At 68.5% G+C, this 25,979-nt stretch carries 28 protein-coding genes, 1 tRNA gene and 1 pseudogene; 16 read left to right on the forward strand and 14 right to left on the reverse strand.

Annotation, left to right across the window (positions count from 1 at the left end):
• Positions 1-487: 487 nt before the first annotated feature.
• The 5 genes from IG65_RS0130710 to IG65_RS0130730 form a co-directional block, all read right to left on the reverse strand.
• A complete protein-coding gene (locus IG65_RS0130710) occupies positions 488-1,006 on the reverse strand; it encodes a hypothetical protein (protein ID WP_051757241.1) in 519 nt (172 codons plus the stop codon).
• A gap of 60 nt (positions 1,007-1,066) precedes the next feature.
• Positions 1,067-2,086 carry a TerC/Alx family metal homeostasis membrane protein gene (locus tag IG65_RS0130715; protein ID WP_030518453.1) on the reverse strand — a complete coding sequence of 340 codons (1,020 nt, stop codon included), beginning with the start codon at positions 2,084-2,086 and terminating at the stop codon, positions 1,067-1,069.
• A gap of 198 nt (positions 2,087-2,284) precedes the next feature.
• Complete coding sequence (locus tag IG65_RS0130720; RefSeq protein WP_030518454.1) at positions 2,285-2,716, reverse strand: nitroreductase family deazaflavin-dependent oxidoreductase; 432 nt, start codon at positions 2,714-2,716, stop codon at positions 2,285-2,287.
• Positions 2,717-2,854: 138 nt separating this feature from the next.
• Positions 2,855-3,940, reverse strand: a complete 1,086-nt coding sequence (locus IG65_RS0130725) for a dihydrodipicolinate reductase (protein WP_030518455.1) — start codon at positions 3,938-3,940, stop codon at positions 2,855-2,857.
• A gap of 40 nt (positions 3,941-3,980) precedes the next feature.
• On the reverse strand, positions 3,981-5,033 hold the full coding sequence (locus IG65_RS0130730) for a Rieske 2Fe-2S domain-containing protein (RefSeq protein WP_036526224.1): 1,053 nt from the start codon (positions 5,031-5,033) through the stop codon (positions 3,981-3,983).
• Positions 5,034-5,180: 147 nt separating this feature from the next.
• Between IG65_RS0130730 and IG65_RS0130735 the strand changes: the two genes are divergently transcribed.
• Positions 5,181-5,798: a TetR/AcrR family transcriptional regulator gene (locus tag IG65_RS0130735; RefSeq protein WP_030518457.1), complete on the forward strand. Its 618-nt coding sequence runs from the start codon at positions 5,181-5,183 to the stop codon at positions 5,796-5,798.
• 17 nt (positions 5,799-5,815) lie between these two features.
• Here IG65_RS0130735 and IG65_RS0130740 read toward each other — a convergent pair whose 3' ends face one another.
• Positions 5,816-6,727 (reverse strand): MerR family transcriptional regulator, encoded by a 912-nt coding sequence (locus IG65_RS0130740; protein WP_036526226.1) that lies wholly within the window; start codon positions 6,725-6,727, stop codon positions 5,816-5,818.
• Between the two features lie 72 nt (positions 6,728-6,799).
• Here IG65_RS0130740 and IG65_RS0130745 point away from each other — a divergent pair, with 72 nt between their 5' ends.
• Positions 6,800-7,462 carry a maleylpyruvate isomerase family mycothiol-dependent enzyme gene (locus IG65_RS0130745; protein ID WP_051757242.1) on the forward strand — a complete coding sequence of 221 codons (663 nt, stop codon included), beginning with the start codon at positions 6,800-6,802 and terminating at the stop codon, positions 7,460-7,462.
• A gap of 190 nt (positions 7,463-7,652) precedes the next feature.
• Entirely contained in the window at positions 7,653-8,456 is an 804-nt protein-coding gene (locus tag IG65_RS0130750; protein ID WP_030518460.1) for an LLM class flavin-dependent oxidoreductase, read from the forward strand.
• 33 nt (positions 8,457-8,489) lie between these two features.
• Here the strand turns inward: IG65_RS0130750 and IG65_RS0130755 are convergent.
• Positions 8,490-8,563 (reverse strand) — tRNA-Ile (locus IG65_RS0130755).
• Positions 8,564-8,686: 123 nt separating this feature from the next.
• A complete protein-coding gene (locus IG65_RS0130760; protein WP_197039984.1) occupies positions 8,687-9,454 on the reverse strand; it encodes a maleylpyruvate isomerase N-terminal domain-containing protein in 768 nt (255 codons plus the stop codon).
• A gap of 125 nt (positions 9,455-9,579) precedes the next feature.
• On the opposite strand from IG65_RS0130760, the gene IG65_RS0130765 reads away from it, so the two are divergent.
• The 5 genes and pseudogenes from IG65_RS0130765 to IG65_RS38130 all read left to right on the forward strand — a co-directional run.
• Positions 9,580-10,032 carry a hypothetical protein gene (locus IG65_RS0130765; RefSeq protein WP_030518462.1) on the forward strand — a complete coding sequence of 151 codons (453 nt, stop codon included), beginning with the start codon at positions 9,580-9,582 and terminating at the stop codon, positions 10,030-10,032.
• A gap of 188 nt (positions 10,033-10,220) precedes the next feature.
• On the forward strand, positions 10,221-11,456 hold the full coding sequence (locus IG65_RS0130775; RefSeq protein WP_030518463.1) for an inorganic phosphate transporter: 1,236 nt from the start codon (positions 10,221-10,223) through the stop codon (positions 11,454-11,456).
• 5 nt (positions 11,457-11,461) lie between these two features.
• Positions 11,462-11,761: a hypothetical protein gene (locus tag IG65_RS0130780; RefSeq protein ID WP_030518464.1), complete on the forward strand. Its 300-nt coding sequence runs from the start codon at positions 11,462-11,464 to the stop codon at positions 11,759-11,761.
• A 10-nt stretch (positions 11,762-11,771) separates the two neighbouring features.
• Positions 11,772-12,083 (forward strand): DUF3349 domain-containing protein, encoded by a 312-nt coding sequence (locus IG65_RS0130785; RefSeq protein ID WP_063833825.1) that lies wholly within the window; start codon positions 11,772-11,774, stop codon positions 12,081-12,083.
• A gap of 9 nt (positions 12,084-12,092) precedes the next feature.
• A pseudogene (locus tag IG65_RS38130) lies at positions 12,093-12,230 on the forward strand (polyphosphate kinase 2); the annotation flags it as partial.
• A 10-nt stretch (positions 12,231-12,240) separates the two neighbouring features.
• Here IG65_RS38130 and IG65_RS0130795 read toward each other — a convergent pair.
• The 3 genes from IG65_RS0130795 to IG65_RS0130805 form a co-directional block, all read right to left on the reverse strand.
• Complete coding sequence (locus tag IG65_RS0130795; protein WP_030518466.1) at positions 12,241-13,182, reverse strand: hypothetical protein; 942 nt, start codon at positions 13,180-13,182, stop codon at positions 12,241-12,243.
• Positions 13,183-13,365: 183 nt separating this feature from the next.
• Positions 13,366-15,021 carry a class I adenylate-forming enzyme family protein gene (locus IG65_RS0130800; protein WP_030518467.1) on the reverse strand — a complete coding sequence of 552 codons (1,656 nt, stop codon included), beginning with the start codon at positions 15,019-15,021 and terminating at the stop codon, positions 13,366-13,368.
• A 96-nt stretch (positions 15,022-15,117) separates the two neighbouring features.
• On the reverse strand, positions 15,118-15,987 hold the full coding sequence (locus IG65_RS0130805; RefSeq protein WP_156055859.1) for an IclR family transcriptional regulator: 870 nt from the start codon (positions 15,985-15,987) through the stop codon (positions 15,118-15,120).
• Between the two features lie 204 nt (positions 15,988-16,191).
• Between IG65_RS0130805 and IG65_RS0130810 the strand changes: the two genes are divergently transcribed.
• The 6 genes from IG65_RS0130810 (at position 16,192) to IG65_RS0130835 (ending at position 18,980) form a co-directional block, all read left to right on the forward strand.
• Positions 16,192-16,935: an SDR family NAD(P)-dependent oxidoreductase gene (locus IG65_RS0130810; protein WP_030518469.1), complete on the forward strand. Its 744-nt coding sequence runs from the start codon at positions 16,192-16,194 to the stop codon at positions 16,933-16,935.
• Positions 16,936-16,984: 49 nt separating this feature from the next.
• Positions 16,985-17,146 carry a hypothetical protein gene (locus IG65_RS38720; RefSeq protein WP_167356682.1) on the forward strand — a complete coding sequence of 54 codons (162 nt, stop codon included), beginning with the start codon at positions 16,985-16,987 and terminating at the stop codon, positions 17,144-17,146.
• A gap of 80 nt (positions 17,147-17,226) precedes the next feature.
• Positions 17,227-17,394, forward strand: coding sequence for a CopG family transcriptional regulator (locus tag IG65_RS35310; RefSeq protein WP_036499828.1), 168 nt, complete (start codon positions 17,227-17,229; stop codon positions 17,392-17,394).
• A gap of 1 nt (position 17,395) precedes the next feature.
• Positions 17,396-17,737 carry a glyoxalase/bleomycin resistance/extradiol dioxygenase family protein gene (locus tag IG65_RS0130825; RefSeq protein WP_030518470.1) on the forward strand — a complete coding sequence of 114 codons (342 nt, stop codon included), beginning with the start codon at positions 17,396-17,398 and terminating at the stop codon, positions 17,735-17,737.
• Positions 17,734-18,588 (forward strand): class I SAM-dependent methyltransferase, encoded by an 855-nt coding sequence (locus IG65_RS0130830; protein WP_030518471.1) that lies wholly within the window; start codon positions 17,734-17,736, stop codon positions 18,586-18,588. Before IG65_RS0130825 ends, IG65_RS0130830 begins: the two co-directional genes overlap by 4 nt.
• Positions 18,589-18,608: 20 nt before the next feature.
• Positions 18,609-18,980, forward strand: coding sequence for an ACT domain-containing protein (locus IG65_RS0130835; RefSeq protein WP_030518472.1), 372 nt, complete (start codon positions 18,609-18,611; stop codon positions 18,978-18,980).
• Positions 18,981-18,987: 7 nt separating this feature from the next.
• On the opposite strand, the gene IG65_RS0130840 is transcribed toward IG65_RS0130835, so the two are convergent.
• The gene (locus tag IG65_RS0130840; protein WP_231509542.1) at positions 18,988-20,625 is read right to left on the reverse strand and encodes an HNH endonuclease; all 1,638 of its coding nucleotides are present in this window, start codon (positions 20,623-20,625) and stop codon (positions 18,988-18,990) included.
• An 89-nt stretch (positions 20,626-20,714) separates the two neighbouring features.
• Between IG65_RS0130840 and IG65_RS0130845 the strand changes: the two genes are divergently transcribed.
• On the forward strand, positions 20,715-21,188 hold the full coding sequence (locus IG65_RS0130845; RefSeq protein WP_030518474.1) for a hypothetical protein: 474 nt from the start codon (positions 20,715-20,717) through the stop codon (positions 21,186-21,188).
• Here IG65_RS0130845 and pabB read toward each other — a convergent pair.
• Positions 21,168-23,399: an aminodeoxychorismate synthase component I gene (gene pabB, locus IG65_RS0130850; protein WP_030518475.1), complete on the reverse strand. Its 2,232-nt coding sequence runs from the start codon at positions 23,397-23,399 to the stop codon at positions 21,168-21,170. The genes IG65_RS0130845 and pabB overlap by 21 nt on opposite strands.
• Positions 23,400-23,545: 146 nt before the next feature.
• Here pabB and IG65_RS0130855 point away from each other — a divergent pair, with 146 nt between their 5' ends.
• Positions 23,546-24,610 (forward strand): phosphotransferase family protein, encoded by a 1,065-nt coding sequence (locus IG65_RS0130855; RefSeq protein WP_081879880.1) that lies wholly within the window; start codon positions 23,546-23,548, stop codon positions 24,608-24,610.
• A gap of 13 nt (positions 24,611-24,623) precedes the next feature.
• Here IG65_RS0130855 and trpB read toward each other — a convergent pair whose 3' ends face one another.
• Positions 24,624-25,865, reverse strand: coding sequence for a tryptophan synthase subunit beta (gene trpB, locus IG65_RS0130860; protein WP_030518477.1), 1,242 nt, complete (start codon positions 25,863-25,865; stop codon positions 24,624-24,626).
• Positions 25,866-25,979: the final 114 nt, after the last annotated feature.

A 25,979-nucleotide genomic window follows, 5' to 3' on the forward strand; every position in this document is an offset into this window, starting at 1 on the left:
GGATATACTCAACACGCTCGCCCTGTTCTATGGTGAGCGGATAACCGGAAACTAGCAGGACAATTCACCGTTCTGCCCACAAAAATTCCGACACTCCCCGCCGTCGGCGCGGCGTCGGAAATGGGAGGCCGGCGATGCGGGTCGTAGTGGCCGCACATTCAGCGGAAGTGATTGCGGCGGAGGCGGTTGCAGTACGGACAGCTTCGGCGGGGAAAGCAGTTGCGGTGGTGGTAGTTGTTGCGGCGGTGGTAGCGGCTGTGGAGGTGGCAGCAGTTGCAGCGGGGGCAGTAGTTGCAGTGGCGGGAGTAGCTGTGGTGGAGGTAGCAGCTGTGGCGGCGGTAGTAGTTGCGGTGGCGGCAGCAGCAGCTAGGTCGAAAGGCCACCTCGGCCGGCACGCGCGGGCGGCCAGGGGATCGCCGCACCCGATCGGTTCGCGCCGGTCTGCGTCTGTGCGGCAGGAGCGATCCGTGGCGACCGGCGGCCATCGTCACCGCCGAGCGCGGCGCCCTGAGCCTCCGCTGATCTCACCCAGGGCGGTTTCCACCTCGGCGATCCGCTCCGGCGAGACTCCCCACGGATTCTCCACTCCCACAACGACATCCAGATCCCACAGCACGCAGTCCTCGCCCGGGTCGGCGACGAGGGACCAGGCGACGACGGTGCGTCCGAGCTGAGTCGCCATCGGCACACCGCTGCCGCCGCCGTAGCCGTCTCCCTCGGGGAAGTGGTGCAGGAACCGGCCGTACGCGGCCTCGCAGAAGTCCCGGTAACGCTTGGTGCACAGGATCAGACCGTGCCACGCCTCGTCCACGGCATGGGACGGCATGCCGATCACCTGGTCGTCGGCCAGCGCCGCTCCGCAGCATCGCAACCATTGCCGCAGACCGGTGCCCACCAATTCCCGCGGTTGCCAGGGACAGGTCTTGAAGACGGCCTCCGGCAATCGCAGCGCATCGACGGCGCGCCGGGTGCGGACCGGATCGATACGCCGGAAGCGGGACAGCACCGGCCCACGGTACGGCGAGATTGCGCGGCGGACAACTCCTGCGCCCGCGGGCCGCGGTGCTCATCGAGCGGACGTGTCGACGGTAACCGAGTCGCCGTCCTTCTCGCCCCGGGTGGCCAGCAGGCTGGTCACGGTCACCACGCCGAGCACCACCACGATCACCAGCAGGGAGGCGGCGGTGGGGATCTCCGGCAGCCAGTCCCAGTAGCCGTGGGCCCAGTGCAGCACCAGTTTGACGCCGATGAAGCCGAGAATCACGGCCAGGCCGTAGGCGAGGTGCACCAGGCGGGCCAGGACCGCCTGCAGGACGAAGTAGAGGGCGCGCAGGCCCAGCAGGGCGAAGGCGTTGGTGGCGAACACCAGGTACGGGTCGCCGGTGACGCCGTAGACCGCGGGCACCGAGTCGATCGCGAACACCAGGTCGGTGGCCATGACGGCGGTGACCACCAGGGCGAGCGGGGTCAGGGCGCGGCGGCCGGCCTCCCGCACGGCCATCTTCGTGCCGCGGTAGTCGTCCGTGACGGGCATCAGCCTGCGCATCAGGCGCACCGAACGCATCCGGGAGATGTCGACTTCCTGTTCGTGCCCGGTGACCGCGTCGCGGATCAGCTTGAGCGCGGTGAGCAGCAAAACCGCGCCGAACAGCAGGAACGCCCAGTCCAGCGAGGCGAGCGCGGCCGCACCGACGGCGATGAAGATGCCGCGCAGCACCAGTGCGCCCACGATGCCGAACAGCAGCACCCGTTGCGCCAGCACCGCCGGGACCGCGAAGGCCGCCAGCAGCAGCATGAAGACGAACAGGTTGTCCACCGAGAGCGACTTCTCCAGCAGATAACCGGTGATGAACTCGGTGGCGGGCTTCGATCCGAATCCGGCCCACAGAATGCCGAAGAACGCGACCGGCAGCGCCAGGTAGAACACGGTCCAGCCGACCGCCTCCCGCATCGACACCTCGTGCGGTCTGCGGGTGACGACGAAGTCCAGCGCGAGCAGAACCAGCACACCGGCGATGGTGGCGGCCCACAGCCAGGGGGAGCCGATGGTGTGCAGCTGTTGGGCTGCGAGAACGGACGAGTTCACAGGTCTCCTCGGGTATGCGAAAGCACCCGAGGTCTCCTTCACCCGATATTCGGGTGGCCATCCGGGGATCCCGACGGCGGAATCCGTACTGACCGGTGTGGCGCTTGGGAAGTACTCCCCTCGGAGGCGAGGATAGCGAAACCTTTGCCCGAAACCAAGCGATCCGGACGAATGTGACGAGTCCGACCGCCGCCCGCGTCACTTCCGCGGGCTGAGCACCACCACCGATATGGGCCGATCGGTCATCTTCTGGTACTGCGTGTACCGGCCTTTGTTGACCTTGTCGACCAGCGACCACCGCCGCGCGTACTCGGTGTCGTCGGGATACGTCGGCCGCGCGGTCACCGGAATCCGCCGATGCCCGACCTGGATCTCGCACTCCGGGGCCGCTTTCACATTCGCCAGCCACCCCGGCGGCCGCGGCGACCCACCGTTGGACGCCGTCACCAGATAGTCGTCGCCGTCTCGCGCATAGGTCAGCGCACTGGTGCGCGGCCGCCCGGTCTTGCGCCCCACCGTTCGCAACAACAGGGTGGGGTTTCCGAACAGCAGCCGGTGCCCCACGTACCCGTCCGACTTCTCGTAGATCCACTGATGAGCCCGCAGCGCGGTGGAAAACAGATCAGCCATCCCACACCTCCGATCAGACGACTAGGCAACCCCTGCCCAACCCTAACCGGCGCGGAGCGCGAAAGCCCGCAACAAGATTCAGCCGCACCCCGTGCATGCGCGATCCACGCGACGGGCCGGGATGCGGGTGCCGAGCGTTCAGATCCTGAAGCGTCCCGCGAAGGTGCGCAGCGGCAGGTCCGCGCTGGTGATGATGCCGGGGCGCGCGGCCACCACGGCTCGGATGGCATTCAGGGCCGGCAGGCCGGTGACGGTCATGCCGATCGAGGCGAAGTTCTCCGGGTTCGACAGATCGAAACCCTTGCGCGGGAAGATCATGTGCTTGCTGTAGATGTTGGGGTCGCCGGTCACCTGAGTGATGTAGCAGCCCTTGATCTCCCACGACGGGTCGGTGTGCGGCGTCATCTGCCACTCGAGATGGGTCTCCACGCGCGGGACACCGTCGACCATGCCCTGATACTTGATGTAGCTCGCTCCGAGCGAGCCCTTCGGCATGAAGTACCAGCCGAGGTCGACGTCCTTGGTGCAGGCGCCGAGTTCGTAGCCGAACGTCACCTCGTCGAGTTCGAGTCCGAAGGCGTCGGCCATGAGGTAGACCGAGTCGGCGAACACCGCGGTGTAGCGGTAGAGCGAATCCGGGATCGTGGGGTCGTCGATCGGGCGGCCGTAGCCCACGGCCTTCCAGGTGTCGACGGAGTGGTGGCAGGAGACGTCGACCGATTCGGTGACGGTGATGTTCTCGATGTCGGCGACGTCCGCGGTGTGCACGATGCCGAGGATCTGGCACAGACCCGGGTTCATGCCGGTGCCGTAGAAGGTGGCATTTCCGCGCTCACAGGCGGCCTGGATCACCTCGCTGACCTTGCGGCCCGAGGGATGGGCGTGGTTGGTGTCGCGGTGGAAGCCGGTGATCCAGTCGGCGGTGGTGACCACGTTGATACCCGCTTCGAGGACCTTCTCGTAGAGATCTTCGTCGGGGAAGACGCCGTGGAAGGTGAGGACGTCGGGCCGTGCGGCGATGATCTCCTCGACAGTCCCGGTCGCGGTGACCCCGATGGGGTCGAGGCCGACGATCTCACCGGCGTCGCGGCCGATCTTCTCGGGCGTGTAGCAATGCAACCCGACGAGCTCGAGATCGGGATGGTTGCGGATGCGCCCGATCATCTCGGTGCCGAGATTGCCGGTGGCGACCTGGAATACCCGGATCGTGTCGGAGGTGCTCATCGCGTGCCTTTCGGTGTGGTGGCTGCGGGGGTGACGGTGCTCAGGCGGTCGCGTCGGCCGCGGGATGTACGGCGCCGCTGTGCGGCCGGTGCGGGTCGGTGCTCGCGGGGCCGCCGTCGGGATAGAACTGCAGCGCCCACTGGCGTAGCGCGGTGAATCCCTGAAATTCCTTGCGGCTCAACGCGGGTGGATCGGAGTAGCGTTGGTGCGCCCAGATGTTGATGTCGGCCTCGAACTGTTCGATCACGAAATCGGCCATCGTCTTTCCGTATCGGCTGATCTCGGGGCTGTCGTCGCCCGGCTTGCGCCCGATCCACACGGTGAACCGGACGTCGGAGGTGTATTCGTCCACCGGCGTCACCGCGGGCATGGTGCGGTTGTCGACCATGCCCCAGCTCTTGGTGATCGAACAGCCCAGCCCGGCGTTGATCGATTCCACGCCGCTGTTGACGTCCGATTCGCTGATGCCCTCGTCGAAGGCGATGGTGAAGTCCACGTAGGACACCGGGCCGGAGAAGTCGTGGCGGGTGAACTCCGGCACGAACGGCGTCTTGTGCACGACCTTGAAATGCGCGAAGTCGACGCCGTTCTCCATGATGTACTGCGGATGCAGTTCCAGGCCCGGCCGGAACAATGTGGCCGCGGGCACCGGCGGATAGTAGTCGGCGGCGGTCTTGTCGTCGCCGAATGCCTCGAAGATGTCCGGCACCTCGAAATACGGTGCGCGGCCGTCGATGTCGTACCAGATCCACACGGCCTCGTTGCGTTCGACGACCGGATAGCTGCGGATGCGGCGGCCCTTGTTGGGATGTGCCTCGTAGGGGATGCAGACGTTGCGCCCCTGCCGATTCCACTCCCATCCGTGGAACGGGCACACCAGGTTCTCGCCGTCGACGCGCCCGCCGTAGCCCAGATGCGCGCCGAGATGTTCGCAGTACGCGTCGAATACCGCCAGCTGCCCCGATGCGGAGCGCCACGCGACCATCTCGCGGCCGAAGTACTTCATCTTGTGGACGGCGCCGATGGGGATCTCGGTGCACCACGCGACCTGGAACCAGCCCGTCGGCTCCATCGACAGGGGTGGTTTTGCCATCTCGATCCTCCACATTCGGCGAGGGGCTGCACGTCGCGGCGCAGACCGCCGCGCCCGGCGACACAAGAGTAGAAGCCTCTATGAAAGAAAACAAGAGGGTTCGTTGAAACTGGATGTCGCAGTTCAGGGACGGTATTATCGACCGTCGTGACGGAGGTAGCGGTGCACGGGAGGCGTGCCAACAAGCGCGGTATCCAATCGCGGGAGGCCATGCTCGAGGCCGCGATCACCTCGCTGGCCACCGGCGACCCCGCGGCCGTATCCGGCAACCGGATCGCCCGCGACATCGGCGCCACCTGGGGAGTCGTGAAATATCAGTTCGGCGATATCGACGGACTCTGGGCGGCGGTGCTTCGCTACACCGCCGACAAACGCGGCGACCTGCCCGCCGGTATCGCGACCGAAGGAACCCTGTCCGAACGGGTCGCCGCCCTGATCAACACGATGGCAATCGGACTGCGCCGCCCCGAATCCCTCGCCATCGAAACCCTGCGCGCCGCCCTGCCTCGCGACCACGCCGAACTCGAACGCGACTATCCGCTGACCGCCGCCGAACTCGCCTCGTGGAAACCCAACTGGGACAAGGCATGTGAACGAGCCTTCGCCGACCTGGGCGTCGACCCGGTCAAAATCCGCCGCGTCGCCGCCCTCATCCCGGCCGCCATGCGCGGCATCACCTCCGAACGCACCCTCGGCACCTACGGCAACCTCGACGACGCCATCCAGGGACTCATCGACGGAATGGTCGCGTATTTGGAGAAGTAGGGCCGCGCGCGGCGTCGCTACGACCGGCTCAGCGCCCGGTACAGCCAGTCCTGCGCCGCGCCGGTGGTGGTCGTACCGGTGATTTCGGCGGTGAGCGTCCAGTACCGGCGAATGCGCGGATCGTTGTCGTCGGCGCCGTGGAGCAGCCGGCGCCGGAACTCGGCCGTGGGGCGGACGCGCCGGGCGGCGGCGTGGGCGGCGAGAAACCGGTCGAGTTCGGCGCCGGGCCGTGGTGCCACGCACGTTGCGACCAGCGGGTCCACGCTCTCGCAGGCTTCGGCGACGCCGGACAGCAGTGCCCGTTTGTCGCGGATATTCGTGGGGTCGTGCCGCCAGAGCTGTTGTGTCATCGCGGCGGTCAGGCGCGGATCGGTCACCGCGGCGGCGAGTTCGGCGTAGGCGACGACTTGCCGGGGCGTCGGATCGGCGGGCGGGGCCGGAATGTTCATGGCGACGAAACCGTCGAACGTCTCCGGTGCGATCGGGGTGAGCAATCGGCGCCAGAACGCGACCAGATCGTCGCGGGCGCGGCGGCCGTCACCGGCGGCGGCCAGTAGTTCCAGCCGCGCGGCGCGCCGGCCGGGCGAGGCGTCCTCGACCGCCGCCAGCACGGCCCGGCGCCAGGTCAGTGCCTCCAATTCGGCGTCGAGCGTGGCTCTTTCGGCGGCGACGGCGTCGGCGATCGAGGTGGTGCCGGTGAGTACGGCCGTGATCGCCTGCAAGCCGAGGCCGAGCGTGCGCAGCCGGCGCACGAGCTGCAGGTGATTTATCGCCGTCGCCGGATCGAACAGTCGATGCCCGACCGCGCTGCGGTGCGCGTCCAGTACCCCTTCGTCGCAATAGAAGCGGATGGTGCGGACCGGGACGCCGGTGCGTTCGGACAGCTCTCCGATGGTGATCAGACCATCGCGACGTGTGTTGTGGGTCACAGTTGCTGGAACCTCCACCCGACTGGAACTCCTACGGTACGGCAACACCGATCACCCTGAGGAGTTCCGACAATGGCTGGAAAGACATCGATCGATACCGAGCAGGTCTGGCAGGCCGTCGCCGCCGAGCGCGCGAGCCTGGTCGAACTGTTGCGGGCCCTGCCCGAGAGTGGTTGGGAGCAGCCTTCGTTGTGTGCGGGATGGCGGGTTCGCGATGTGGTCGCTCACCTGATCCTGTCGGCGGATTCCGGCCTCGGGACGATCCTGTTCCATCTGATCCGAGCCCGAGGCGACTTCGATCGAATGGTCCGCGACAGCGCCATCCGCCACGCCGACCGCCGGACCACGACCCGGTTGCTCGCCGACCTGAACGACAGTATCGGCGCCCGGCGCACACCCGTCGGCACGACGCCCGTCGACCGCCTGATGGATCTGCTCGTGCACGGCCAGGACATCGCGATCCCGCTCGGCATACCCCGCGAAATGCCGGTACCCGCAGTGCGATTGGCCCTCGATCGCGTATGGAACGGTGGCTTTCCGTTCCATGCCCGCACGAAGCTCGGGAGTTACCGCCTCGTGGCCTCCGACTGTCGGTGGACCGCCGGCGCCGGACCGGTCGTCGAAGGGGCGGCCGCCGACCTGCTGCTGCTCATCACCGGCCGCGCGCCGGCCCTCGACCGGCTCACCGGCGCGGGCGCGGCGCAGTTGACAGCGAGGCGGGCGGGGCAGCGATAGTTCCCCGGACTCGGACGGCGGCCGCGTTTCCCTCCAGCACGAAGTCGTAGCGGACTCGGCGACCGTGGGCCCTGTGGACCGAGGTGGCCGGACGCTTTCCGGCCGCGTCGATGAATTTCGCGGGGATCCGCCGTCCATGTTTTCGAACGCACCGACGCCTTCGAACGCACCGACCGACAGGAGTTCAGCCATGACGAGACCGTTTCGCTTCGGGGTCGTCGCCCCGCTCACGACCGATGTGCCGACGTGGCGAGATCGCGTGCGCCGCATCGCCGACAGCGGATACTCGACGTTGCTGGTGCCCGACTTCCCGCTCACGCAACCGGCCCCCGGCCCCATGCTGGCCACCGCCGCGGCCCTGACCGACCTGCGCGTGGGCACCTGGGTGTACGCCTCTCCGCTGCGCCCGCCCTGGCAGACGGCGTGGGAAGCGCATTCGCTGTCGCTGCTGACCGAGGGCCGCTTCGAGATGGGCATCGGCACCGGCAGGCCGGGTATCGAGGACGAGCTGCGCGACAAAGGGCTGCCCGTCCTCCCGCCGAGCGAGCGACTGGCCGAGGTGCGGGAGACGGTGAAGACGCTGCGCGACCTCGACGGCCCCGACCGTCACACCCCGGTGGCGATGGCCGTCCTCGGTCCCAAGGCCCGAGCCCTGGCGGCCGAGGTCGCCGACACGGTCACCCTCGCGCTGGGGGGCCAGTCTCGGAGCGAGGTCGAACGCCTGGCCCGCGACTTCCGCACCACCGGCGATCTCGAGCTCGCACTCGCCGTGCCCGTGGTCGGCGATGCCGTCGCGCCGTATATGGCATCCCCCGACACCGACCCGGCCGCGCTGCGCGCGGCGGACGCGCTGAACGTACTCCCGGATGATCCGGCCGCCGCCATCGAGGAAATCCAACGACGCCGGGAAGAGATCGGCTTCTCCTACTTCGTCTTCGGCGCCGACATGGCCGATCGGTTCGCCCCGGTCGTCGCCGAACTCGCGGGGCGGTAGTCGGATGGCGGCCCTCGAGTGAGAGAGATTTTGTGGGGCGGGTGGGGCTCGAACCCACGACCAGCGGATTATGAGTCCGCGGCTCTAACCGACTGAGCTACCGCCCCTCGCCGCGCTGCACGCGCGTGGGGGATGCTACCGGGTCGGGGGTGCGACGGCCTAGTTGGGCTCGGGCGGGTGGCGTCTGGTGGTGAAAGGGGATGGCGCGAGGGCGGTTTCGCCCTTTCGAGTCAGTAGCCGGCGAGCAGCGCGTGCAGCCTGGTGAGCTGGGCGGGAGTGAGGGTGCTGCGGACGCGGGTACGGGGCTCGGGACAGCGTCCCCACAGGACGAGGAGGCGGGCCGCGGCGTCCAGCTCGAGGCCGGGGGCGTCGGATGCGTCTTCGACCGAACTCAGTGCAGCGCAACCGGATTCGACCGACAGCCGGATGTCGGGCGCCCCCGGTGAGCGCAGCCGCACGTCGAAATTCTCATCCGGAGACGGATCGCGGCGCACGCCCGACGCCAGTAGCATCGGGCCGAGCGCGCGCACGGCGTGGGCGGTGAGTTCGGGCTGGGCCAGTAGTTCGTCGCCGACGCCGTCGTCCCCGGTGATGTCCCAGCGGTGGACGGCGAACTCGCTGCGCAGATGCGGCAGGAACATCGCCACGGGCATGGTCCGGCCGGTCCACGGGACCACCGCGTCGGGGTCGGCGGCCAGAACATCCCCGAGCAGCCCCCGCAACCGCTGCTCCTCGAGTTCCAGCCGCCGCATCAATTCCGGGTCGCTCATCGCCCGAAACGGCGCCTCCCGCTCCTCGAACCCGCGCGTGGCGGGCACCGGCTCCCTATTCAGATACGGCTCCAGATGCCGGCTGATCTCGACGGCCCCGGCCACGAGATGCGCGGTAACCTGATGTGCCGTCCACCCCGCACACGCGCTGACCACATCCGGAGCGATGTCCCGGCGCGCCTCGAGAAATGCCTCGGCCTCACGACTCTGCTGCACAGCTGAACTCATGCCGGGAGAGTAGAAGCGAAACCCTTCGGCCCCCATCGAACTATGCCGGGCGGTCCCGCTGTTCTGTAGCACGTCTGTCACTCCACCGCCACAGTCCGATAGCGAACGGGCTGGAGGATCGGCTGATGACAGCCATCTACGCGAGTGAGCAGGTAACCGAACAGACCACTCCGTGCATTGCGCCCGCGCAGTCGCGATATCGGGAGATATTCGGTGACACCTGGTACGAACAACGGATCGGGGCGCTGGTCATGCGGTCCGGGCGCCTGTGTGCGGTGATGACACCTGCCGAGCGGGGCGCTTCGGTGCTCGGCATACTCGGCGATCTGGCGGTGCCGGTGATGCGGGTCGGGGTGGGGGACCGGTGCGTGTGGTCGTTTCTGGCCGAGAATCCCCGCTGTGGTGAGGGCGCGGGATGGTGGTCGCTGGACCTGTTCCGCTGCTTCGTCACCCAGACCGGCCCCGGCGCGTTGATCGCGCTCCCCACACCCGGCAACCCGCGCCGGACCTGGGTACGTGAACCGCGGGGCGCGGTGCCGGATCTCCGCCTGGTCGCCGAGGCCATCGTCGCCGCCTAGCGCCGCAGATCCCCACGGCGATCAGTTCACCGGAGGCCCCGCCGATTCCGGCAAGTGGCAGGCAGACGATTCCATCGGGAACTTTCGATGAACCTCTGCCCGACGTCGATGAAACGCCCAGCTAGGCGGCGTTGTCGAAAACGGGCAGGGGATTGTGGGCGAGGCCTGCACACCGCACCATCACGAGAGTGAACAGCGAACTGATCATTCTGCTGCTGGTGATCGTCACGGCGCTTGCCTTCGACTTCACCAACGGTTTTCACGACACGGGGAATGCGATGGCGACGTCCATCGCGACGGGTGCCCTCAAACCCACGACCGCGGTGACTCTTTCGGCGCTGCTGAATCTGGTCGGTGCGTTCTTGTCGGTGGAGGTCGCGTTGACGGTCACCAACGCGGTGGTCAAGATCCAGAACAAGGACGGGACACCGAAAGCCGAGTTCACCGCGGATCACGGGCGGGCCCTGCTGATCATCGTGATGGCCGGGCTGATCGGCGGCATCATCTGGAATCTGCTGACCTGGCTGCTGGGCCTGCCGAGCTCGAGTTCGCATGCGCTGTTCGGCGGATTGATCGGCGCCGCAATCGCTTCCGGTGCGGGCGTGGTGTGGATCGGGCACGGCAAGATCGACGGGGTGGTGGGCAAGGTGATCATGCCCGCGCTGTTCTCACCGGTGATCGCGGGCATCGTGGCCGCGGTCGGCACCTTCCTGATCTTCAAGATCGTGGTGGGTATCGGCGAACGGTTCACCGAGGCCGGGTTCCGGTGGGGGCAGATCGGCACCGCCTCCCTGGTCTCGCTCGCGCACGGGACCAACGACGCGCAGAAGACGATGGGCGTGATCACCCTGGCGCTGATCGGCTACAGCGCCTCGGATCCGCGGTCGACCGGCCCCCTCGCCTGGCACGAGACCGACAATGTGCCGCTGTGGGTGAAGTTCGCGTGCGCCGCCGCCATCGCCCTGGGCACCTACATCGGCGGCTGGCGCATCATTCGCACGCTCGGCAAGGGACTGGTCGAGATCAGTTCGCCGCAGGGCATGGCGGCCGAAGCCTCCTCGGCGACAATCATTCTCGCCTCCAGCCACCTCGGCTTCGCGCTCTCGACCACCCACGTCGCCACCGGCTCGATCCTGGGTTCCGGTGTCGGCAAGCCCGGTGCGCAGGTGCGCTGGAACATCGCGCTCCGCATGGTGGCGGCGTGGGTCATCACCCTGCCGGCCGCCGCGGTGGTGGGCGCGGTGATGTGGGTGATCGCCGCGAAGATCCCGACCCTGCTGGGCCCGCTGATCGCCTTCGCGATCCTGTGCGCGCTCTCGGTCTACATGTACCGGCGCGCCCAAGCGCAGAAGGTCGACCACACCAACGTCAACGCCGAATGGGACGAGCCGGTCGCTCCCGCGGACACGATCGCGAAGGTCTGAGAACCATGGAAACGATAAAGCTCGTTCTCGAATCGGTCTGGAAGATTCTGCTCGTCGGCATCGTGCTGGGCGCCGGTCTGCCCGCGCTGTTCGCCGTCGGCGTGCGCGGTCTCGCGGTCGCCAACGGACACGAGTCGGCCGACGGAACCGTCCACCGGCCCAATCCGTTCGGCGCCGCGGTGGCCGTCGTGGTCTTCGTCGTCGTGGTCGCCGCGATCGCCGTCGGTATCACGATCATCGTCGCGTCCGGTTTCGGCAAGGCGGTCAGCTTCGAGCACATCTATCCGACCCTGGTCGAGAAGTAGGAGTACACAGGTGAATTCGAGGACCGACGACGAGGGCTTGCTCGCGCAGATCCTGGATTGGCTGCGCGCCGGCTACCCTGACGGCGTCCCGCCGAAGGACTACTTCCCGCTGCTCGCGCTGCTGAAGAAGCAACTGAACAAGGACGAGCTCGACCGGATCCTCGGCCTGCTGCTGGCCGGCCGGCCCGACGTCGTCGATCGCGAGCAGGTCGAGGCGGCGATCGTGGAAGTGACCCGCTGCGAACCGAGCGAGGACGATCTGCGCCAGGTCGCGGCGAAGCTCGCCGCCGGTGGCTGGCCGCTCACCGGATTCCACGACTGAAGGGCGGACATGCAGCGCAATATCGGTGCCGTCGCCGACCTCGAGTCCGCCGTCGATCTGACCGATACCACCGGATTCATCGTCGACGACCTGGACGACGATGATCCCGTACTGCTCACCGCCGCAGACGGTTTGGTCGTCGACACCTGACCCCGGGTCACGGCGTCCGGTCCAGGACGAGATCCGACAGCCGCACCGCGTACATCGAAACCAGCACGGCCTCTTCGTGACCCGGCACTCCGGGCCGCACATACGCGCGCACGGTTTCGGTTTCGCGCACCAGATCCAGCAGTGCGGCCCGCAGCAGCTCGGGGCGAGGAGAGGTGGTCAGCGTGTGAAAGCTGTAGCGCCAGCGGTAATCGTCGATCAAGCGGTGCAGTCGCTCGGCCTCGACCATATGGTGGTACCGCACCCCCTGCGAATGGGAATCCATGGCGATCAGCAGCTGCTCGACTTCGGCCAGCCGCTCCTCGGTGCCTACCGGTGGCGCGCTGTAGGCGATCTCGCCGGAATCGCGGACGGCGTGCGCGCAGGCCTGCGGCAGATTCCAGGGCAAGGACAGCTGGGCCTGCGAGCCTTCCTCCGGTCCCGGCCAATGCGGGCCCGGACCGGTGTCGACGGCGAACAGCACCGCGTAGGGATAGCCCGCGAGATGCAGCGCCTCGTTGTCCCGCCACGCCGGTCGCTGTGCCGCGTAATCGAGCATGCGCCGGCGCAGCCGGACCATCGTGCGCAGCGCCCGGTAGCGATCGGGTTTGGCCCAGCCGAAACCGTTGCCGATCAACTCGCGGCGCACCGTCGCGTTCAGCCGATCCCAGCCCGGCCCGTCGGTGCAGGCGGCGATGCGCACGGAGTAGCCGTTGCCGAACAGATGCCGCAACAACTGCCGCTCCTCGGCGGCCACCGGTTCGGGCGGGCCGGGCAGCAGGACCGCTCGCAGCGAATCCGCGCCCTCGAATCCGTCGTTACCGACATGCACATCGACATGTCCGCGGATCGTGAGTGCCGCCAGCTGCGCCGCGACAATGCGGCCGTAGCGGGCGGCACCCTGTTCGTGCATCGTCGGTGCCAGCAGCATTCCGGCCTGCAGCACCGTCATTCGGGCCGATAATCGTTCGAACGCCGCCGTCATCTGGTCGGGATCCGGAGGCATGCGCACCACTCACTCTGTGACACAGGGCAATCAGGTCCGCACCAGTGTAGAGCCCGGCGTGGCGTACATTCGGCAATATCGGCACCGGATCGAGTCGCGGGCGCCGGACGACACCTCGAAACCCCTGCGTCAGACCGTGATCCCGGACCGGATCAGCTTGCCGGTGATGTTGCGCGGCAACGGATCCGAGGTGATCCGCCACCGTTCGGGCACTTTGAAATACGCCAGCCGTTCGCGGGCGAATTCGCGCAGATCCGCCTCCGACGCTGTGGACCCCTCGGTGAGAACGACGACGGCCGCCACCTGCTGCCCGAGATCGGGGTGCGGTTCACCGACGACGGCGCATTCCACGACATCGGGGTGTTCGTCGAGGCACTGCTCGATCTCGACCGGGTAGATGTTCTCGCCGCCGCGCAGAATCAGATCCGATCGGCGGCCGGTCAGGCGCAGGCGGCCGTGTTCCATCACGCCGAAATCGCCCGTGCGCAACCAGCGCTCGGCATCGATCGCCGCCGCGGTGGCTTCGGGATTGCGCCAGTAACCCAGCATGACGAACGGGCTGCGGACGTAAACCTCACCTTCGACGCCCTCCGGCACGGGTGTCCCGTCGGCGTCGCGGATCTCGAGTGCCACGCTGATGATCGGCCGGCCCAGCGTGCCGGGGGATTCGGCGAGGTCGGCAGGGGTGGCGACGGCGACCGCGGTACTGCATTCGGTGAGGCCGTAGCTGTCCACCAAGGCGTCGGCGGCGAACGGAACCTCTTCGCGCAGACGCTGTTTGAAGGCGGGCGACGACGGCGCCGACGCGAGGGCGAAGGCGGTGAGCGAGGAGGTGTCGTAGCGTCCGATATCGCCGTGTTCGAGCAGCCGGGAGGCCATGGTGGGCACCGCACCCCAGTTGGTCACCCGCTCCTTCTCGATCAGGCGCAGAATCCGGTCGGCGTCGAAACCGCCCTGCGGCATGATCACCGCACTGCCGGTGGCCAGCCGCGGCACCACCAGATTGTGCAGGCTGGCGATGTGGAACAGCGGAGAGGTCAGCAGGCAGCGCAGATCCAGCGGCGCGCCGGGTTTTAGCGTCTTTCCGCTGAACGCGGCGGCCAGTGCGTCGGTGTACTCGAAATAGCCGGTGACGGCCAGCAGATTGCGCTGGGAATGCAAGGCCGCCTTGGGTTTTCCACTGGTGCCGCTGGTGAACAGGATGACGGCGGGATCGTCCTCCGCCACGTCGGGGACCGTGAGTTCGGCGCCGGCGTGGGCGGCGATCAGACGCGGCAGATCCTCGTCCATGGTCACCACCGCGGCCGCGGTGTCGATAGCGGCGAGCAGCTTCGCCCGCTTCGCGTCCACGACCACCACGGCCGGTTCGGTCAATGCCAGTCCGTACTCGATCTCGCGCGGCACCCACCACCCGTTGAGCCCGACGGCGATCGCGCCGAGGCTCTGCGCCGCCCAGAAGGTGATCACCCATTCGACGGTGTTCGCGGCCAGGATCGCGACCCGATCACCGCGCCCCACGCCGTACTCCTCCCGCAGCGCGGCGGCCAGCGCGGCGGCCGCGGCGGCGTGTTCGCGATAGCTCAGCCGACGATCCTCGGTGACGAGATAGTCCCGGTCACCGAAGCGCACCGAGTCGGCGAGCAGTTCGGCGACCGCGCGGCGACGGTGCCGCAGCACCGGCATGCGAGCGCCGAGAACCTCCTCCTCGACGAGCTCGAATCTGCCGCCCGGACCGGTCAGCTCGCGCATGACGGCGGCGATATCGGGCATGGACGTGGTGGTCATCGGCGGTCCTTCTGTGTGGAGCATCACAACCACCGCACTGTGTCACGCACGCCGCCGGCATATGCCGGCGTTTCCGCTCAGCGAGACTCGCGGCGCCTAGGCGCGACTCGGCGAGGCGGCGAGCGAGCGCCCGTTCGTCCGGACCGCCTGTGCGCGCCGGTTGGCCGGGACATGACGTCGCCCGCGGGACTCGGCGGCCAGCGCGCGCGAGGTGCGCGCGGCCGCCTCCGCGACCAGCGGGGCGAGACGCTCCATCGTCGCGAAGTTCGTTTCCCCGCACAGGCATATCGCGGCCAGCGGACCCTGCGGACCCCGGATCGCGGCGGCCACGCTGGGAAGTACCCGGCCCACCATCGCATTGGTGTATTCGCCGCGGTCGAACGACAGTCCGCGATTGCGGCGGATCCGGTTCAATTCGCGATGCAGGCTCGGCACATCCCAGCCTCGGCCCTGGACCGGATTCGACAGTTGCTTGCCGAGCAGCGCCTCCACCTCCTCCGGCGGCAGCCAGGCCAGCATGGCGCGGCCGCCGGTGGTGAGGTGGGCGAAACTGCGGCGCCCCACATGCGATTCCAGCGTGCGCGCGAACGGGCCGCCGAGTTTGTCCAGGAACACCTCGTCGGCGCCTTCGAGAGCCGCCAGGTGCACCACGAGTCCGGTCCGCAGCTGAAGTTCGTGCAGGTGCTCGGCCGCCGCCTCGCGGATCTCGCCGTGCCGGCCGTCGTAGCCACCGAGCCCGAGGGACCGGCGGCCCAGGCAGTAGCCCGAGGGGGTGTGCTCGAGCCAGTGCAGTTTCACCAGCTGGTCGAGGATGCGATGCGCGGTCGAGCGCGGGAGCCCGCTGTGTGTGCAGATCTCCACGAGGCTCAGCCGCGTCGACCGGTGCTCGAACATGTCGAGAATGAGCGTCATCCGCTCGACCATCGACGGCGGCAGGGGGCGGGGTGCCGATGTGGCCAGTGGCATCGATGCCTCCGATCGTGAGTCACTTCCATCCTGCCCGTCGAATCTGGGCGAGAACCGGAATTGAAGCCCGAGTGTAGTGACGGCAGACACACTGCGCGATGGCGGTCCATCCCGTTCGTCCGGTATCCCGCTGACCGGAACGGCGCCCAACCCGGTCCTGCGGACCTGACAGCGTGGAGTTTTTCCGGAGCGAGAGGAGTGGGTGTGCGGCTCGAAGGAAAGGTTGCGATCGTCACCGGTGGTGCGGGCGGCATCGGCCGGGGAATCGTGCGCGCCTTCGCGAAGGAAGGCGCCGAGATCCTGTTCGTCGACATCAACGACGAGGCCGGACGCGAGCTGGAACGGGAGTTGGCCGGCGCCGCGGCGTATCTGCACGCCGACATCACCCGCGAGGAGAGCGCCGAGCTGATCGTCGCCGCGGCGGTCGAGCGGTTCGGCTCGGTGCACGTGCTGGTCGACAACGCCCACGTCTCCAAGCAGGCGCCGCTGCTCGAGACCACCCAGGAAATGTTCGACCTGTCCTTCGGCACCGGCTTCTATCCGACCTTCCGATTGATGCGCGCCTGCTATCCGTATCTGAAGCGCAACCGCGGCTCGGTGATCAACTTCGCCTCCGGCGCGGGGCTGGAGGGACAGGTCCGGCAGGGCTCGTACGCGGCGGCGAAGGAGGCGATCCGGGCGATCAGCCGGGTCGCCGCCAACGAATGGGCCGCCGACGACATCAATGTCAACGTGATCTCGCCGCTGGCGCTGACCGAGGGGGTCGCCGCCTATATCGAGGCAAATCCCGGCGTCGAGGAGGCCTTGCTCGCGCGCACCCCGCTGCATCGCTTCGGCGATCCGGAAAGCGATATCGGCCGGGTCGCGGTATTCCTGGCCAGCGCGGATGCGAAATACATGACCGGCCAGACCCTGATGGTCGACGGCGGGTCGATCAAACTGCGCTGAGGCCGTTTCCGTCCCCGCCCGCGGCCGTGCGGGCGGCTATCGTGGGGTTATGGGCGTGTTCGGCGAGATGTTCCCCGGCAAGAAGCTGACCGACGAGAGCGGCGGTGACAGCGACGGGCAGCAGCATCGGCCGCGGCTGGATCTCGACCTGGAGGCGGGGGTGATCCGGCTGTCGGGGACGCCGCGGTCGGACGAGGAGTCGTCCGAGTAGCCGGTTCGGAAGATCACTTCGTGACATTCGCGGGCCGGTAGATCTAGCAATCTAGATTGCTAGCATGTTAGTGTTCTCGCGTGGGTGCCGAGGAAGTCAAGCAGTTCAACGTGTATCTCCCGGTGGAGCTGATCAAGCAGGTCAAATACCGGGCGGTCGAATCGGAGATGTCGCTGTCGGCGTTGGTGGCCGAGGCGCTGCGGGCGTATCTCGGCGCCGAACCGCCGACGCGTGAGAAGGAGAAGTGAGATGGCCACCAGAGGTGTCGAGGCGATTTTTCTGGAGACCCACAACTGGGGGAAATCGGCGAAGTTCTTCCAGCAGCTGGGCTTCGAACTGGAATTCGCCACCGACCACAATTCCGGACAGCTCCGCAACGGGGACGGGCCGTATCTGTTCATCGCCGAGGTGCCGGCGGATCGCGAACCGGGAATGCAGGTCGTGCTGAAAGTGGAAGCGGAGCAAGACTTTACGGCGCCGGTCGAGGTGGTCTCGCCGTTCGCCGACACCCATTACGGAACCCGCGAGATGACGGTGCGTGATCCCGACGGGCGGGTGTGGACGCTGCAGGCTCCCGGTGGTGACCGATGAGCGATACTCGGACCGGTGCGGTGCCCGATCAGACCGCCGTGCGGGTTGCGCTGTGGCGCGCGCTGCACGTTCGGCTCGACCCGCCGCCGCATGTGCTCGACGACGAGATCGGCCTGCGTCTGGCCGATCCGCCGGAGGGCTGGCGCGAGCGCGGCGATATGGATCCCGTGGGCACCAGCCGCTTCCGGGCGAGCATCGTGGTGCGGTCGCGATTCGTGGAAGATCTGCTCACCGAACAGGCCGGGCGGGTCGGCCAATACGTGCTGCTGGGCGCCGGACTGGAGACGTTCCCGCAGCGCAAACCCGATATCGCCGCTCGTTTCCGGATTTTCGAGGTCGATCAGCCGCAGACGCAGGCGTGGAAGCGGCGGCGCCTGGCCGAGACCGGTTATGGCCTCCCGGAGTGGTTGCGTTCGGTCCCCGTCGATTTCGAGAAGGATTCGTGGTGGGAGCGCCTGACCGCGGCCGGCTTCGATCCGTCCCGGCCCGCCATCGTCGCCTCGCTGGGTGTGAGCATGTATCTCACCGACGAGGCCAACCGCGACACACTGTCGCTGCTGGCACGATCGGCGCCCGGTTCCACGGTCGTCATGTCTTTCATGCCGCCACCGGAACTGCTCGACGAACAGGACCGAACGAGCCGGGAGTTCGCGGAATCCGGCGCGGCCGCATCCGGCACGCCGTTCCTCAGCTTCTACGTCCCGGCGCAGCTCGTCGCCATGGCCCGGGAGGCCGGTTTCGCGCAGGCGCACCACATTTCGGCGGACGAACTCAACGCGCGCTACTTCGCCGGGCGGCCGGACGGGCTGCGCACCTCCAACGGCGAGGAGTTGCTGGTGGCGACGACCTGAGCCCCGCCTACGATGAGCCGATGGCGAAATCCCAGCGCTTGCACATCGTGCCGTCCCGATTCAGCGTCGACCACATCCCCTCCGCGACCTTTCCGGAGGACGACGAATGGGTGGCGCTGGTGCGGGCGCCGGAGGGGCTGACGGTCGTGCGCGAGGCCCCGCCGTGGGAGCGGGAGTCGTGCTGGCTCGGCCTGTACGCCGCCACGCCCCGCGAGCTGGACACCTCCGGTGCGCTGACCGCGATTCTGGAACCCCTGGCGCAGCACGGCATTCCCGTCTTCGTCGCATCGACCTACCATGCGGATCTGGTCCTGGTGCCCGAATCGCGCAGCGCCGCCGCCACCGATGCGCTGACCGAGGCCGGATTCGAGATCACCGGAGAGGCGGGCTGACGACGGCTCAGATGTGGTCGCCCTTGTCGCGGTTGCAGCCCCGGCACAGGATCTGCAGATTCGCCGCACTGGTCGCGCCGCCGCGGCTGAGCGGAATGATGTGGTCGAATTCGAGGTAGTGGGTGGCGCCGCATTCCACGCACCGGCCGCCGTCGCGATGCCACACTTCCGCCTTGATATCGGGCGCGATGGACCGGCTGTCGCGTCTGCCCGGCGCGACCGTGAGCCGTTTCGCCACCCGCAGGGCGCCTTCCACGATCGCGGCCACCAATTCCGGTTCGTCGACTTCGAATTCGGCCCCGCCGCGTGCCGAGGTCGCCGCCACCGTCACACCCGTCTCGGTCGCCGCTACGGAAACGGCTCGGGCCCAGGGTATTTCGATACCCGCGTCGGGTCCGATGAAGCGCAGCTTCCGGTTGGAGCAGATCAACCGTCCCGGTGACGCCTGCGCGCCGCGGCTCGACCGGCGGATACGGGTGGCGGCGGTGTCGAGGTGGACGCGTTCCTGCGGATCCAGATGCAGATCGGGCACCGCGATCACCGGGAGCTCGCCCGCACGCAGCCGGGACAGGATGCGCAGCCGCCGCAGGCTGCGGCGCAACTCGTCCACGGCCGCGTCGCGCACCCCGAGCGCGGCGACCGTCGCGTCGAATCGTTCCAGCTCGGCGCCACCGATCGTGCCGTCGGCGAGTGCGAAGGCCGCCATGCGCTCGAGATGGGCGACGGCGGGTCCGCGCAGGGCCGCGCGGGCGGTGTCGGGGTCGATGCGCTGATGGCGGATCCGCGTCCACAGCTCGTCCCAGTCGGGTCCGCTCGGTCCGGTGGTGGTCAGGACGCGCAGCGCCGGGGTGCGCCAGCCGGAGAGGTAGTCCTCGACCTCCGCGGCACACGCGCGGCAGGGCGCGGCGCCGAGCAGTCGCCAGCCCCGCCGGCGTCCGCACCGGGGACAGGCGCGCGGGTCGGCGGGTGGGCGTGCCACGGTCTGTTCGGTCCACCGGGAGCCGTCCCACCAGCGCAGTGAGGCCGCGTCCGTGGGGTCGGGATGCCAATCGGGGCGCTCGTCCGGTGGCGGGGGCATGGGTGTGGCGAAACTGTTGCGATGCAACGATATTCGCTGCGACCGGTGCTGCGCCGACTCCGAGACGGCTGCGCCGAATGTCGTGAACAAGTCCGCCGCGCCGGCGTGCTGTGGTCCGCCGCGCACGAACCACCATCGGTCCTCGGCCCGGCGGAACTCTCCGAACACCGCGGCCCGCGCCCCCGGTTCCGCGGCGACGTCGGCACGCGCCACCAGGCCCTCGGCGTCCTCGACCGAAACCGCGAGGCCGGGCAGTGCGGCCAGCGGCTCGTCGGCGCCGGACCCCGTGATCAGGATGCGGACGATCTCGGCCTCCGTCCGGGGCAGCGAGACCGACAGCCGCGCGGTGCCCGGCTGCGGATCCTGATCGACGGTCACCGCCTGGGAGGGGTGGCGCGGCGCGTTGAAATACACCACGTCACGGGCGGAACGGACCCGCCCGCCGGCGGTCAGCAGGACGGCATGCGCGTCCAGCGACGCCGTCGAACGCCACGAAACCAGTACCGACAGAAGCGAAGTCGGTACCGGCGTGGCGTCGCCGTCGACGGTGGGGCGCATGGTTGTCATCGCCACGAACTATGCCAGGCCGCCCCGACACGAATCGCGCGGTCGGCGCGGAGCTTTTCGTGACTGTCCGGGTGCGGCACAGTGGAAGCATGACGAACCCGAAGGGTGACTCCGGGCGTAAGCCCAGCGGCGCGCGGGTGCCGGGTGCGACGGAAATCCTCGCCGCCGCCCAGGCCGCCGCGCAGGCCGCGCAGGCCGCCGCGGGCCAGGCCATCGATGCCGCGCAGGTCACCGCCGGTACCGCCTTCGGCACCGCGGTGCGGCTCCCGCCCGCCTCCGTACAGTTGGCCGCGCAACTTCCGGATCTGATCGAGAATCTGGCGATCGCCATCGACCGGCTCAATTCCACCATCGACCGCCTCGACCGGACCCTGGCGCTGGCCGATCCGGCCTTCGCGGCCTACGACCGGCTGCTGCCGCGGCTCGAGGCCGTGATCGCGCTGGGCGAGGATGTGTTCAACCGGCTGTCGAAACTGCCGGGCATCTCGATGCTGGGCCGCCTCACCGGCCGCGAGGCGGAACCACCGCAACCGGAGCCGAAGTCACGTCGACGCGGGAAATAGACCCGCCCTGCCCGCCGATCGCGGCGACTCCGCCGTCGCGATCACCGCACGAGCCGCGGCCGCGGCCTTGAGCACCATCTCGTGGAATTCCGCGTCGGCATCGGAGTCCAGCACCACCGCGCCGCCCGCGCCGACGCGCCAGCCGCGCTCGTCGCGGACCGCGGTGCGGATGACGATATTGAGATCCGCCGTTCCGCCCAGACCCAGAAACCCGATCGTGCCCGAGTAGATGCCGCGCGCCTCGGTCTCCAGCCCGTCGATGATCTCCATGGTCCGCAGCTTCGGAGCCCCGGTCATCGAGCCGCCCGGGAAGCATGCGCGCAGGCAATCGAGCACATCCACCTCGGGGCGCAGCCGCCCGCGCACGGTGCTCACCAACTGATGCATCGTGGTGTAGGTCTCCGCGACCATCAGCTCGGGCACATGCACGCTGCCCAGCTCACACACCCGGCCCAGATCGTTGCGCAGCAGGTCGACGATCATCAGATTCTCGGCCCGCGTCTTGGGATCCAATTCCAAGGCGCGGCAGAGGTTTTCGTCCGCCTCCGGAGTCGCGCCGCGCGGGGCGGTGCCCTTGATCGGCTTGGTCTCCACCGTGCGGGTGCGGTCGATCTTCAGGAAGCGCTCCGGTGAGGAACAGGCGATATGGAGCTCGCCGAATCGCAGGTACGCCGCGTACGGGGCGGGATTGCTGCGCCGCAGCATCCGGTAGACCTCGAGTCCCGGCGCATCGGAATCGATGGTCGCGCTGTCGGTGAGGTTCACCTCGTAGGTCTCCCCGGCGCGCAGCTCGCCATCGATCGCCGCGATATCGGCCAGATAGCGGTCCCGGCCGCGGCTCAGGCGGGAGACGACGGCCTCCTCGTCGGCGGGAAGGGTGAGCGGTTCCGGATTCCGCCGATCCGGCAGGCTCGCGACGGTCGCGCGCGTATCGGCCAGCCAGCGGTGATTCTCGGCGGCCGAATCGGCGTCGGTGACAGCGATCAGATGGGTGCGGCCCGCGACGTGATCGACTACGACCAGCCGATCGGCGAAGAGCCACTGCGCGTCCGGATAGGGCGAGCGATGCCCGGTCCTCGCACCGCAGTCGGCCTTCATCTCGTAGCCCAGATAGCCGACGTAGCCGCCGACGAAATCGAAGGGCACATCGGGGAATCGGATGTTCAGCGCACTCAGCCGCGCCGACAGATAGTCGAGCACCGGCCGCGGATCGGTGCGCGTTCCGGTTCGATTCTCGATCACACATCCCGCGCCCACCCGATACCGGACCACCTCCGCCAGCGGCCCGGACGCATCACCGGCGAAACTGAACCGATCCAGCCCCGGCTCCACATGCGCACTGTCGAGCCAGAACACTGTTGGCGAGTCCGGATATACCCGCAGCACAACGGATTCCGTCTCCACGGCGCGGTCGATCACCTCGTGCAGCACGGTGAGGGTCGTCGGCCGCGTGGCGTCGGCCTCTGCGGTTCCGGGCTCACCGGAGACCGGATCGGACGTCGCACCCATCGACGACGCGACGCCCGTCCCGCCGAGTGGTCGGCGAGCCGGACGTTCGCCCGGCCGTGAGATGTCCCGTGACGGTTCGTGGACGCCCGATGCCCGGCCGGTCACGGCCCGATGCGCCCACCACTCCCGGGTCAGCCGCGCGAAATTACCCAGCAGCGCGGCGCCGAATTCGCTCGACACCGATTCCGGATGGAACTGCACACCCCACTGCGGGCGGTGCCGGTGGCGAACGCCCATCACGACCCCGTCGGGCGCGGTCGCGGTGATCGCCAGCGCGTCCGGCAGGGGCTGGGCGGCGCACAGCGAGTGGTAGCGCACGGCCAGGAAGTCGGCGGGAACCCCGGCGAACAGGTCGCGACCGTCGTGGCTGATGCGGTCCGGATAGCCGTGCCGGGGCGCGGGCGCCGGGATCACCCGCCCACCGGCCGCCAGCACGATGCCCTGGTGTCCGAGGCAGACGCCCAGCAGCGGGAGCTCCGCACGGTCGATCAGCGCCTGTGAGATCCCGAAATCCCTTGGTACATCGGGGCGTCCGGGCCCGGGGGAGACGACGATGTTGTCGAACCGGTCGAGGTCCAGCTCGGCCAGGGTGTCGACCTCGTCGTTGCGCAGCACGGTCGGCTCGGCGCCGTTCACCGTGCCGACCAACTGGAAGAGGTTGTAGGTGAACGAGTCGTAGTTGTCGATCAGCAGGGTGCGCACGGGGGTTCGGGTGCGCACCGCGTGGTCGACAGTGGTCTCGCCCGCATGCCGAGACCGGGACGTGCTCATGTGCATCACCGTATCGGGCATCTCGGACGACGCAGTGAGGGCATATGCCTTCAGTTGACCGGTCGTGGTGGTGCACAATGTGGGGCATGTCTGTGGTGCAACCGGCCGAGGTCGAGCGCGAGGTCGTCGATTTCGCGGCAGTCGGCGAGTGGATGGATGAGCAGGGCCTGCCCGGCGGCGACTTCGAGGATGTGACCTCGCTCGGCGGCGGCACCCAGAACATCATGCTGCGGTTCCGCCGGGGTGGCCGCGAATTCGTGCTGCGCCGCGGGCCGAAACATCTGCGTCCCAAGAGCAACGACGTGATCCGCCGCGAATCCCGCCTGCTCGGCGCGCTGGCGGGCACCGGCGTGCGCGCCCCGCGGGTGATCGCCGCGGGCGCCGACGAATCGGTGATCGGCGCGGTCTTCTATCTGATGGAGCCGATCACCGGCTTCAACCCGCAGAACGAGTTGCCCGCCCTGCACGCCGGCGATCCCGAGGTGCGGCGGCAGATGGGACTGTCGGCGGTCGAGGCCATCGCCCGGCTCGGTTCGCTCGACTACGAGGCGCTGGGGCTGGCCGATTACGGCAAGCCGGACGGTTTCCTGGAACGCCAGGTGCCGCGCTGGCTCGGCGAACTCGAGTCCTACAGCAGCAACGACGGCTACCCCGGCCCGCAGATCCCGGGTGTGGACCGAGTCGGGGACTGGCTCGACCGCAACCGGCCCGCACAGTGGCGGCCGGGCATCCTGCACGGCGACTGCCACCTGGCCAACATGATGTTCTCCTACGACGGGCCCGAGGTCGCCGCCATGGTCGACTGGGAGATGTCGACGATCGGTGATCCGCTGCTGGATCTGGGCTGGCAGATCGCCACCCGGCCCGAGCCCGGAACCACCGGCGCCGCCCTGGTCGGCAAGCTCGGCGCCGCCGGTGGCCTGCCCACCGCCGAGGAGATGATCGCCCACTACGCGAACTTCTCCGACCGCGACCTCGGTCATGCCGGCTGGTACACGGTGCTGGCCTGCTTCAAACTCGGCATCGTTCTCGAGGGCACGCACGCGCGTGCCTGTGCCGGCAAGGCGCCCAAGCAGACCGGCGATTTCCTGCACGCCATCACCCTGGAACTGTTCGAGAAGGCCAACCGGCTCTGCGAATGAGCCGGGCGCGGCGTCAGCCGGCGTCGAGCAGGTCGGCGAGGATGGCGAGATCCTTGTCGCCGCGGCCGGACAGGCACAGCAGAATCAGCGCGTCCTCGGCGATTCCGCCCTGTTCGGCCAGCTCCAGCAGATATCCCACGGCGTGCGCGGATTCGAGGGCGGTGATGATCCCCTCGGTCCGGCACAGCGTATCCAGTCCGCGCAGCGCCGCCGCGTCGGTCGCGACGGCGTGGTCGATGCGGCCGATGTCCTTGAGATGGCTCAGTTCCGGGCCCACCCCCGGATAATCCAATCCGGCCGCGATGCTGTGGGTGCGCGCGATCTGTCCCTCCTGGTCCTGCAGGACGTAGCTGAACGCGCCGTCCATCTCACCCGGTGTGCCCGCGCTGAGTGTGGCCGCGTGCTCGCCGGTGTGTAAGCCGCGGCCCCCGGCCTCCACACCGATCAGCCGCACCTGCGCATCGCCGGTGAAGGGATGGAACATCCCGATCGCGTTACTGCCGCCACCCACGCAGGCGATGACGTGGTCGGGCAGCCGTCCCGTCGCCGCCAGCAGCTGTGCCCGGGACTCGATGCCGATCCGGCTCTGATGGTCACGCACCATCCGTGGATAGGGTGCGGGCCCGGTGGCGGTGCCGAACAGGAAATGCGTGGTTTCGGTGTGCGCCACCCAATCTCGCACCGCCTCGGTCACCGCGGCCTTCAATCGGCGATCGCCGGAACGGACGGCGCGCACGTCCGCGCCGAGCAGCCGCATCCGCACGACGTTGCTCTGCTGGCGGGCCATATCGTCGGCGCCCATGTAGATCACGCAAGTCAGCCCGAGCATGGCGCAGACGGTCGCCACCGCGACGCCGTGCTGCCCGGCCCCGGTTTCGGCGATGACGCGGGTCTTGCCCATCCGCACGGCCAGCAGCCCCTGCCCGAGGGCATTGTTGATCTTGTGGGCGCCCGTGTGCGTCATATCCTCGCGCTTCAGGAATACCTGCGCTCCGGGGACATTCAGCGCGCGGGCCAGTCGCGGCGCCGCGTGCAGCAGGGTCGGGCGGCCGACTCGCTCTCGCAGCAACCGGTCGAGTTCGCCGTGGTATTCGGGATCCGCCCAGGCCGCTCGATGGGCGTTCTCGACGTCGGTGAGCGCCGCCATCAATCCTTCGGGAACGTAGCGGCCGCCGAACGCGCCGAATCTGCCGGGGTCCCGGATGCCGTCCCGGGTGGTGGCGTGGGTTGGCCTGTGTCCGATCACCATTCGCATCCGCGCTTTCTCCTCGCCGTCCGGCTCGGACAGTGTGTGCGATCCGCTCGCACACCTGGTCACCTGCCGGCAAAGAGTGAGTTAACAGCACGGAAGAGGTCATCGTCAGTGGTG

The sequence above is a fragment of the Nocardia sp. NRRL WC-3656 genome (assembly GCF_000720265.1).
GTDB lineage: Bacteria > Actinomycetota > Actinomycetes > Mycobacteriales > Mycobacteriaceae > Nocardia > Nocardia nova.

Bases quoted from the DNA above. Each gene is read 5' to 3' on its own strand.
- IG65_RS0130720 (WP_030518454.1), bottom strand. From the start codon at position 2,716: ATGGCTGATCTGTTTTCCACCGCGCTGCGGGCTCATCAGTGGATCTAC.
- IG65_RS0130780 (WP_030518464.1), top strand. From the start codon at position 11,462: ATGGAAACGATAAAGCTCGTTCTCGAATCGGTCTGGAAGATTCTGCTC.
- IG65_RS0130825 (WP_030518470.1), top strand. From the start codon at position 17,396: ATGGCCACCAGAGGTGTCGAGGCGATTTTTCTGGAGACCCACAACTGG.
- IG65_RS0130830 (WP_030518471.1), top strand. From the start codon at position 17,734: ATGAGCGATACTCGGACCGGTGCGGTGCCCGATCAGACCGCCGTGCGG.
- IG65_RS0130795 (WP_030518466.1), bottom strand. From the start codon at position 13,182: ATGACGGTGCTGCAGGCCGGAATGCTGCTGGCACCGACGATGCACGAA.
- IG65_RS0130750 (WP_030518460.1), top strand. From the start codon at position 7,653: ATGACGAGACCGTTTCGCTTCGGGGTCGTCGCCCCGCTCACGACCGAT.
- IG65_RS0130855 (WP_081879880.1), top strand. From the start codon at position 23,546: ATGTGGGGCATGTCTGTGGTGCAACCGGCCGAGGTCGAGCGCGAGGTC.
- IG65_RS0130800 (WP_030518467.1), bottom strand. From the start codon at position 15,021: ATGACCACCACGTCCATGCCCGATATCGCCGCCGTCATGCGCGAGCTG.
- IG65_RS0130730 (WP_036526224.1), bottom strand. From the start codon at position 5,033: ATGGCAAAACCACCCCTGTCGATGGAGCCGACGGGCTGGTTCCAGGTC.
- IG65_RS0130845 (WP_030518474.1), top strand. From the start codon at position 20,715: ATGACGAACCCGAAGGGTGACTCCGGGCGTAAGCCCAGCGGCGCGCGG.
- IG65_RS0130805 (WP_156055859.1), bottom strand. From the start codon at position 15,987: ATGCCACTGGCCACATCGGCACCCCGCCCCCTGCCGCCGTCGATGGTC.
- IG65_RS0130760 (WP_197039984.1), bottom strand. From the start codon at position 9,454: ATGAGTTCAGCTGTGCAGCAGAGTCGTGAGGCCGAGGCATTTCTCGAG.
- trpB (WP_030518477.1), bottom strand. From the start codon at position 25,865: ATGCGAATGGTGATCGGACACAGGCCAACCCACGCCACCACCCGGGAC.
- IG65_RS0130835 (WP_030518472.1), top strand. From the start codon at position 18,609: ATGGCGAAATCCCAGCGCTTGCACATCGTGCCGTCCCGATTCAGCGTC.
- IG65_RS0130840 (WP_231509542.1), bottom strand. From the start codon at position 20,625: ATGACAACCATGCGCCCCACCGTCGACGGCGACGCCACGCCGGTACCG.
- IG65_RS0130745 (WP_051757242.1), top strand. From the start codon at position 6,800: ATGGCTGGAAAGACATCGATCGATACCGAGCAGGTCTGGCAGGCCGTC.
- IG65_RS0130765 (WP_030518462.1), top strand. From the start codon at position 9,580: ATGACAGCCATCTACGCGAGTGAGCAGGTAACCGAACAGACCACTCCG.
- IG65_RS0130725 (WP_030518455.1), bottom strand. From the start codon at position 3,940: ATGAGCACCTCCGACACGATCCGGGTATTCCAGGTCGCCACCGGCAAT.
- IG65_RS38720 (WP_167356682.1), top strand. From the start codon at position 16,985: ATGGGCGTGTTCGGCGAGATGTTCCCCGGCAAGAAGCTGACCGACGAG.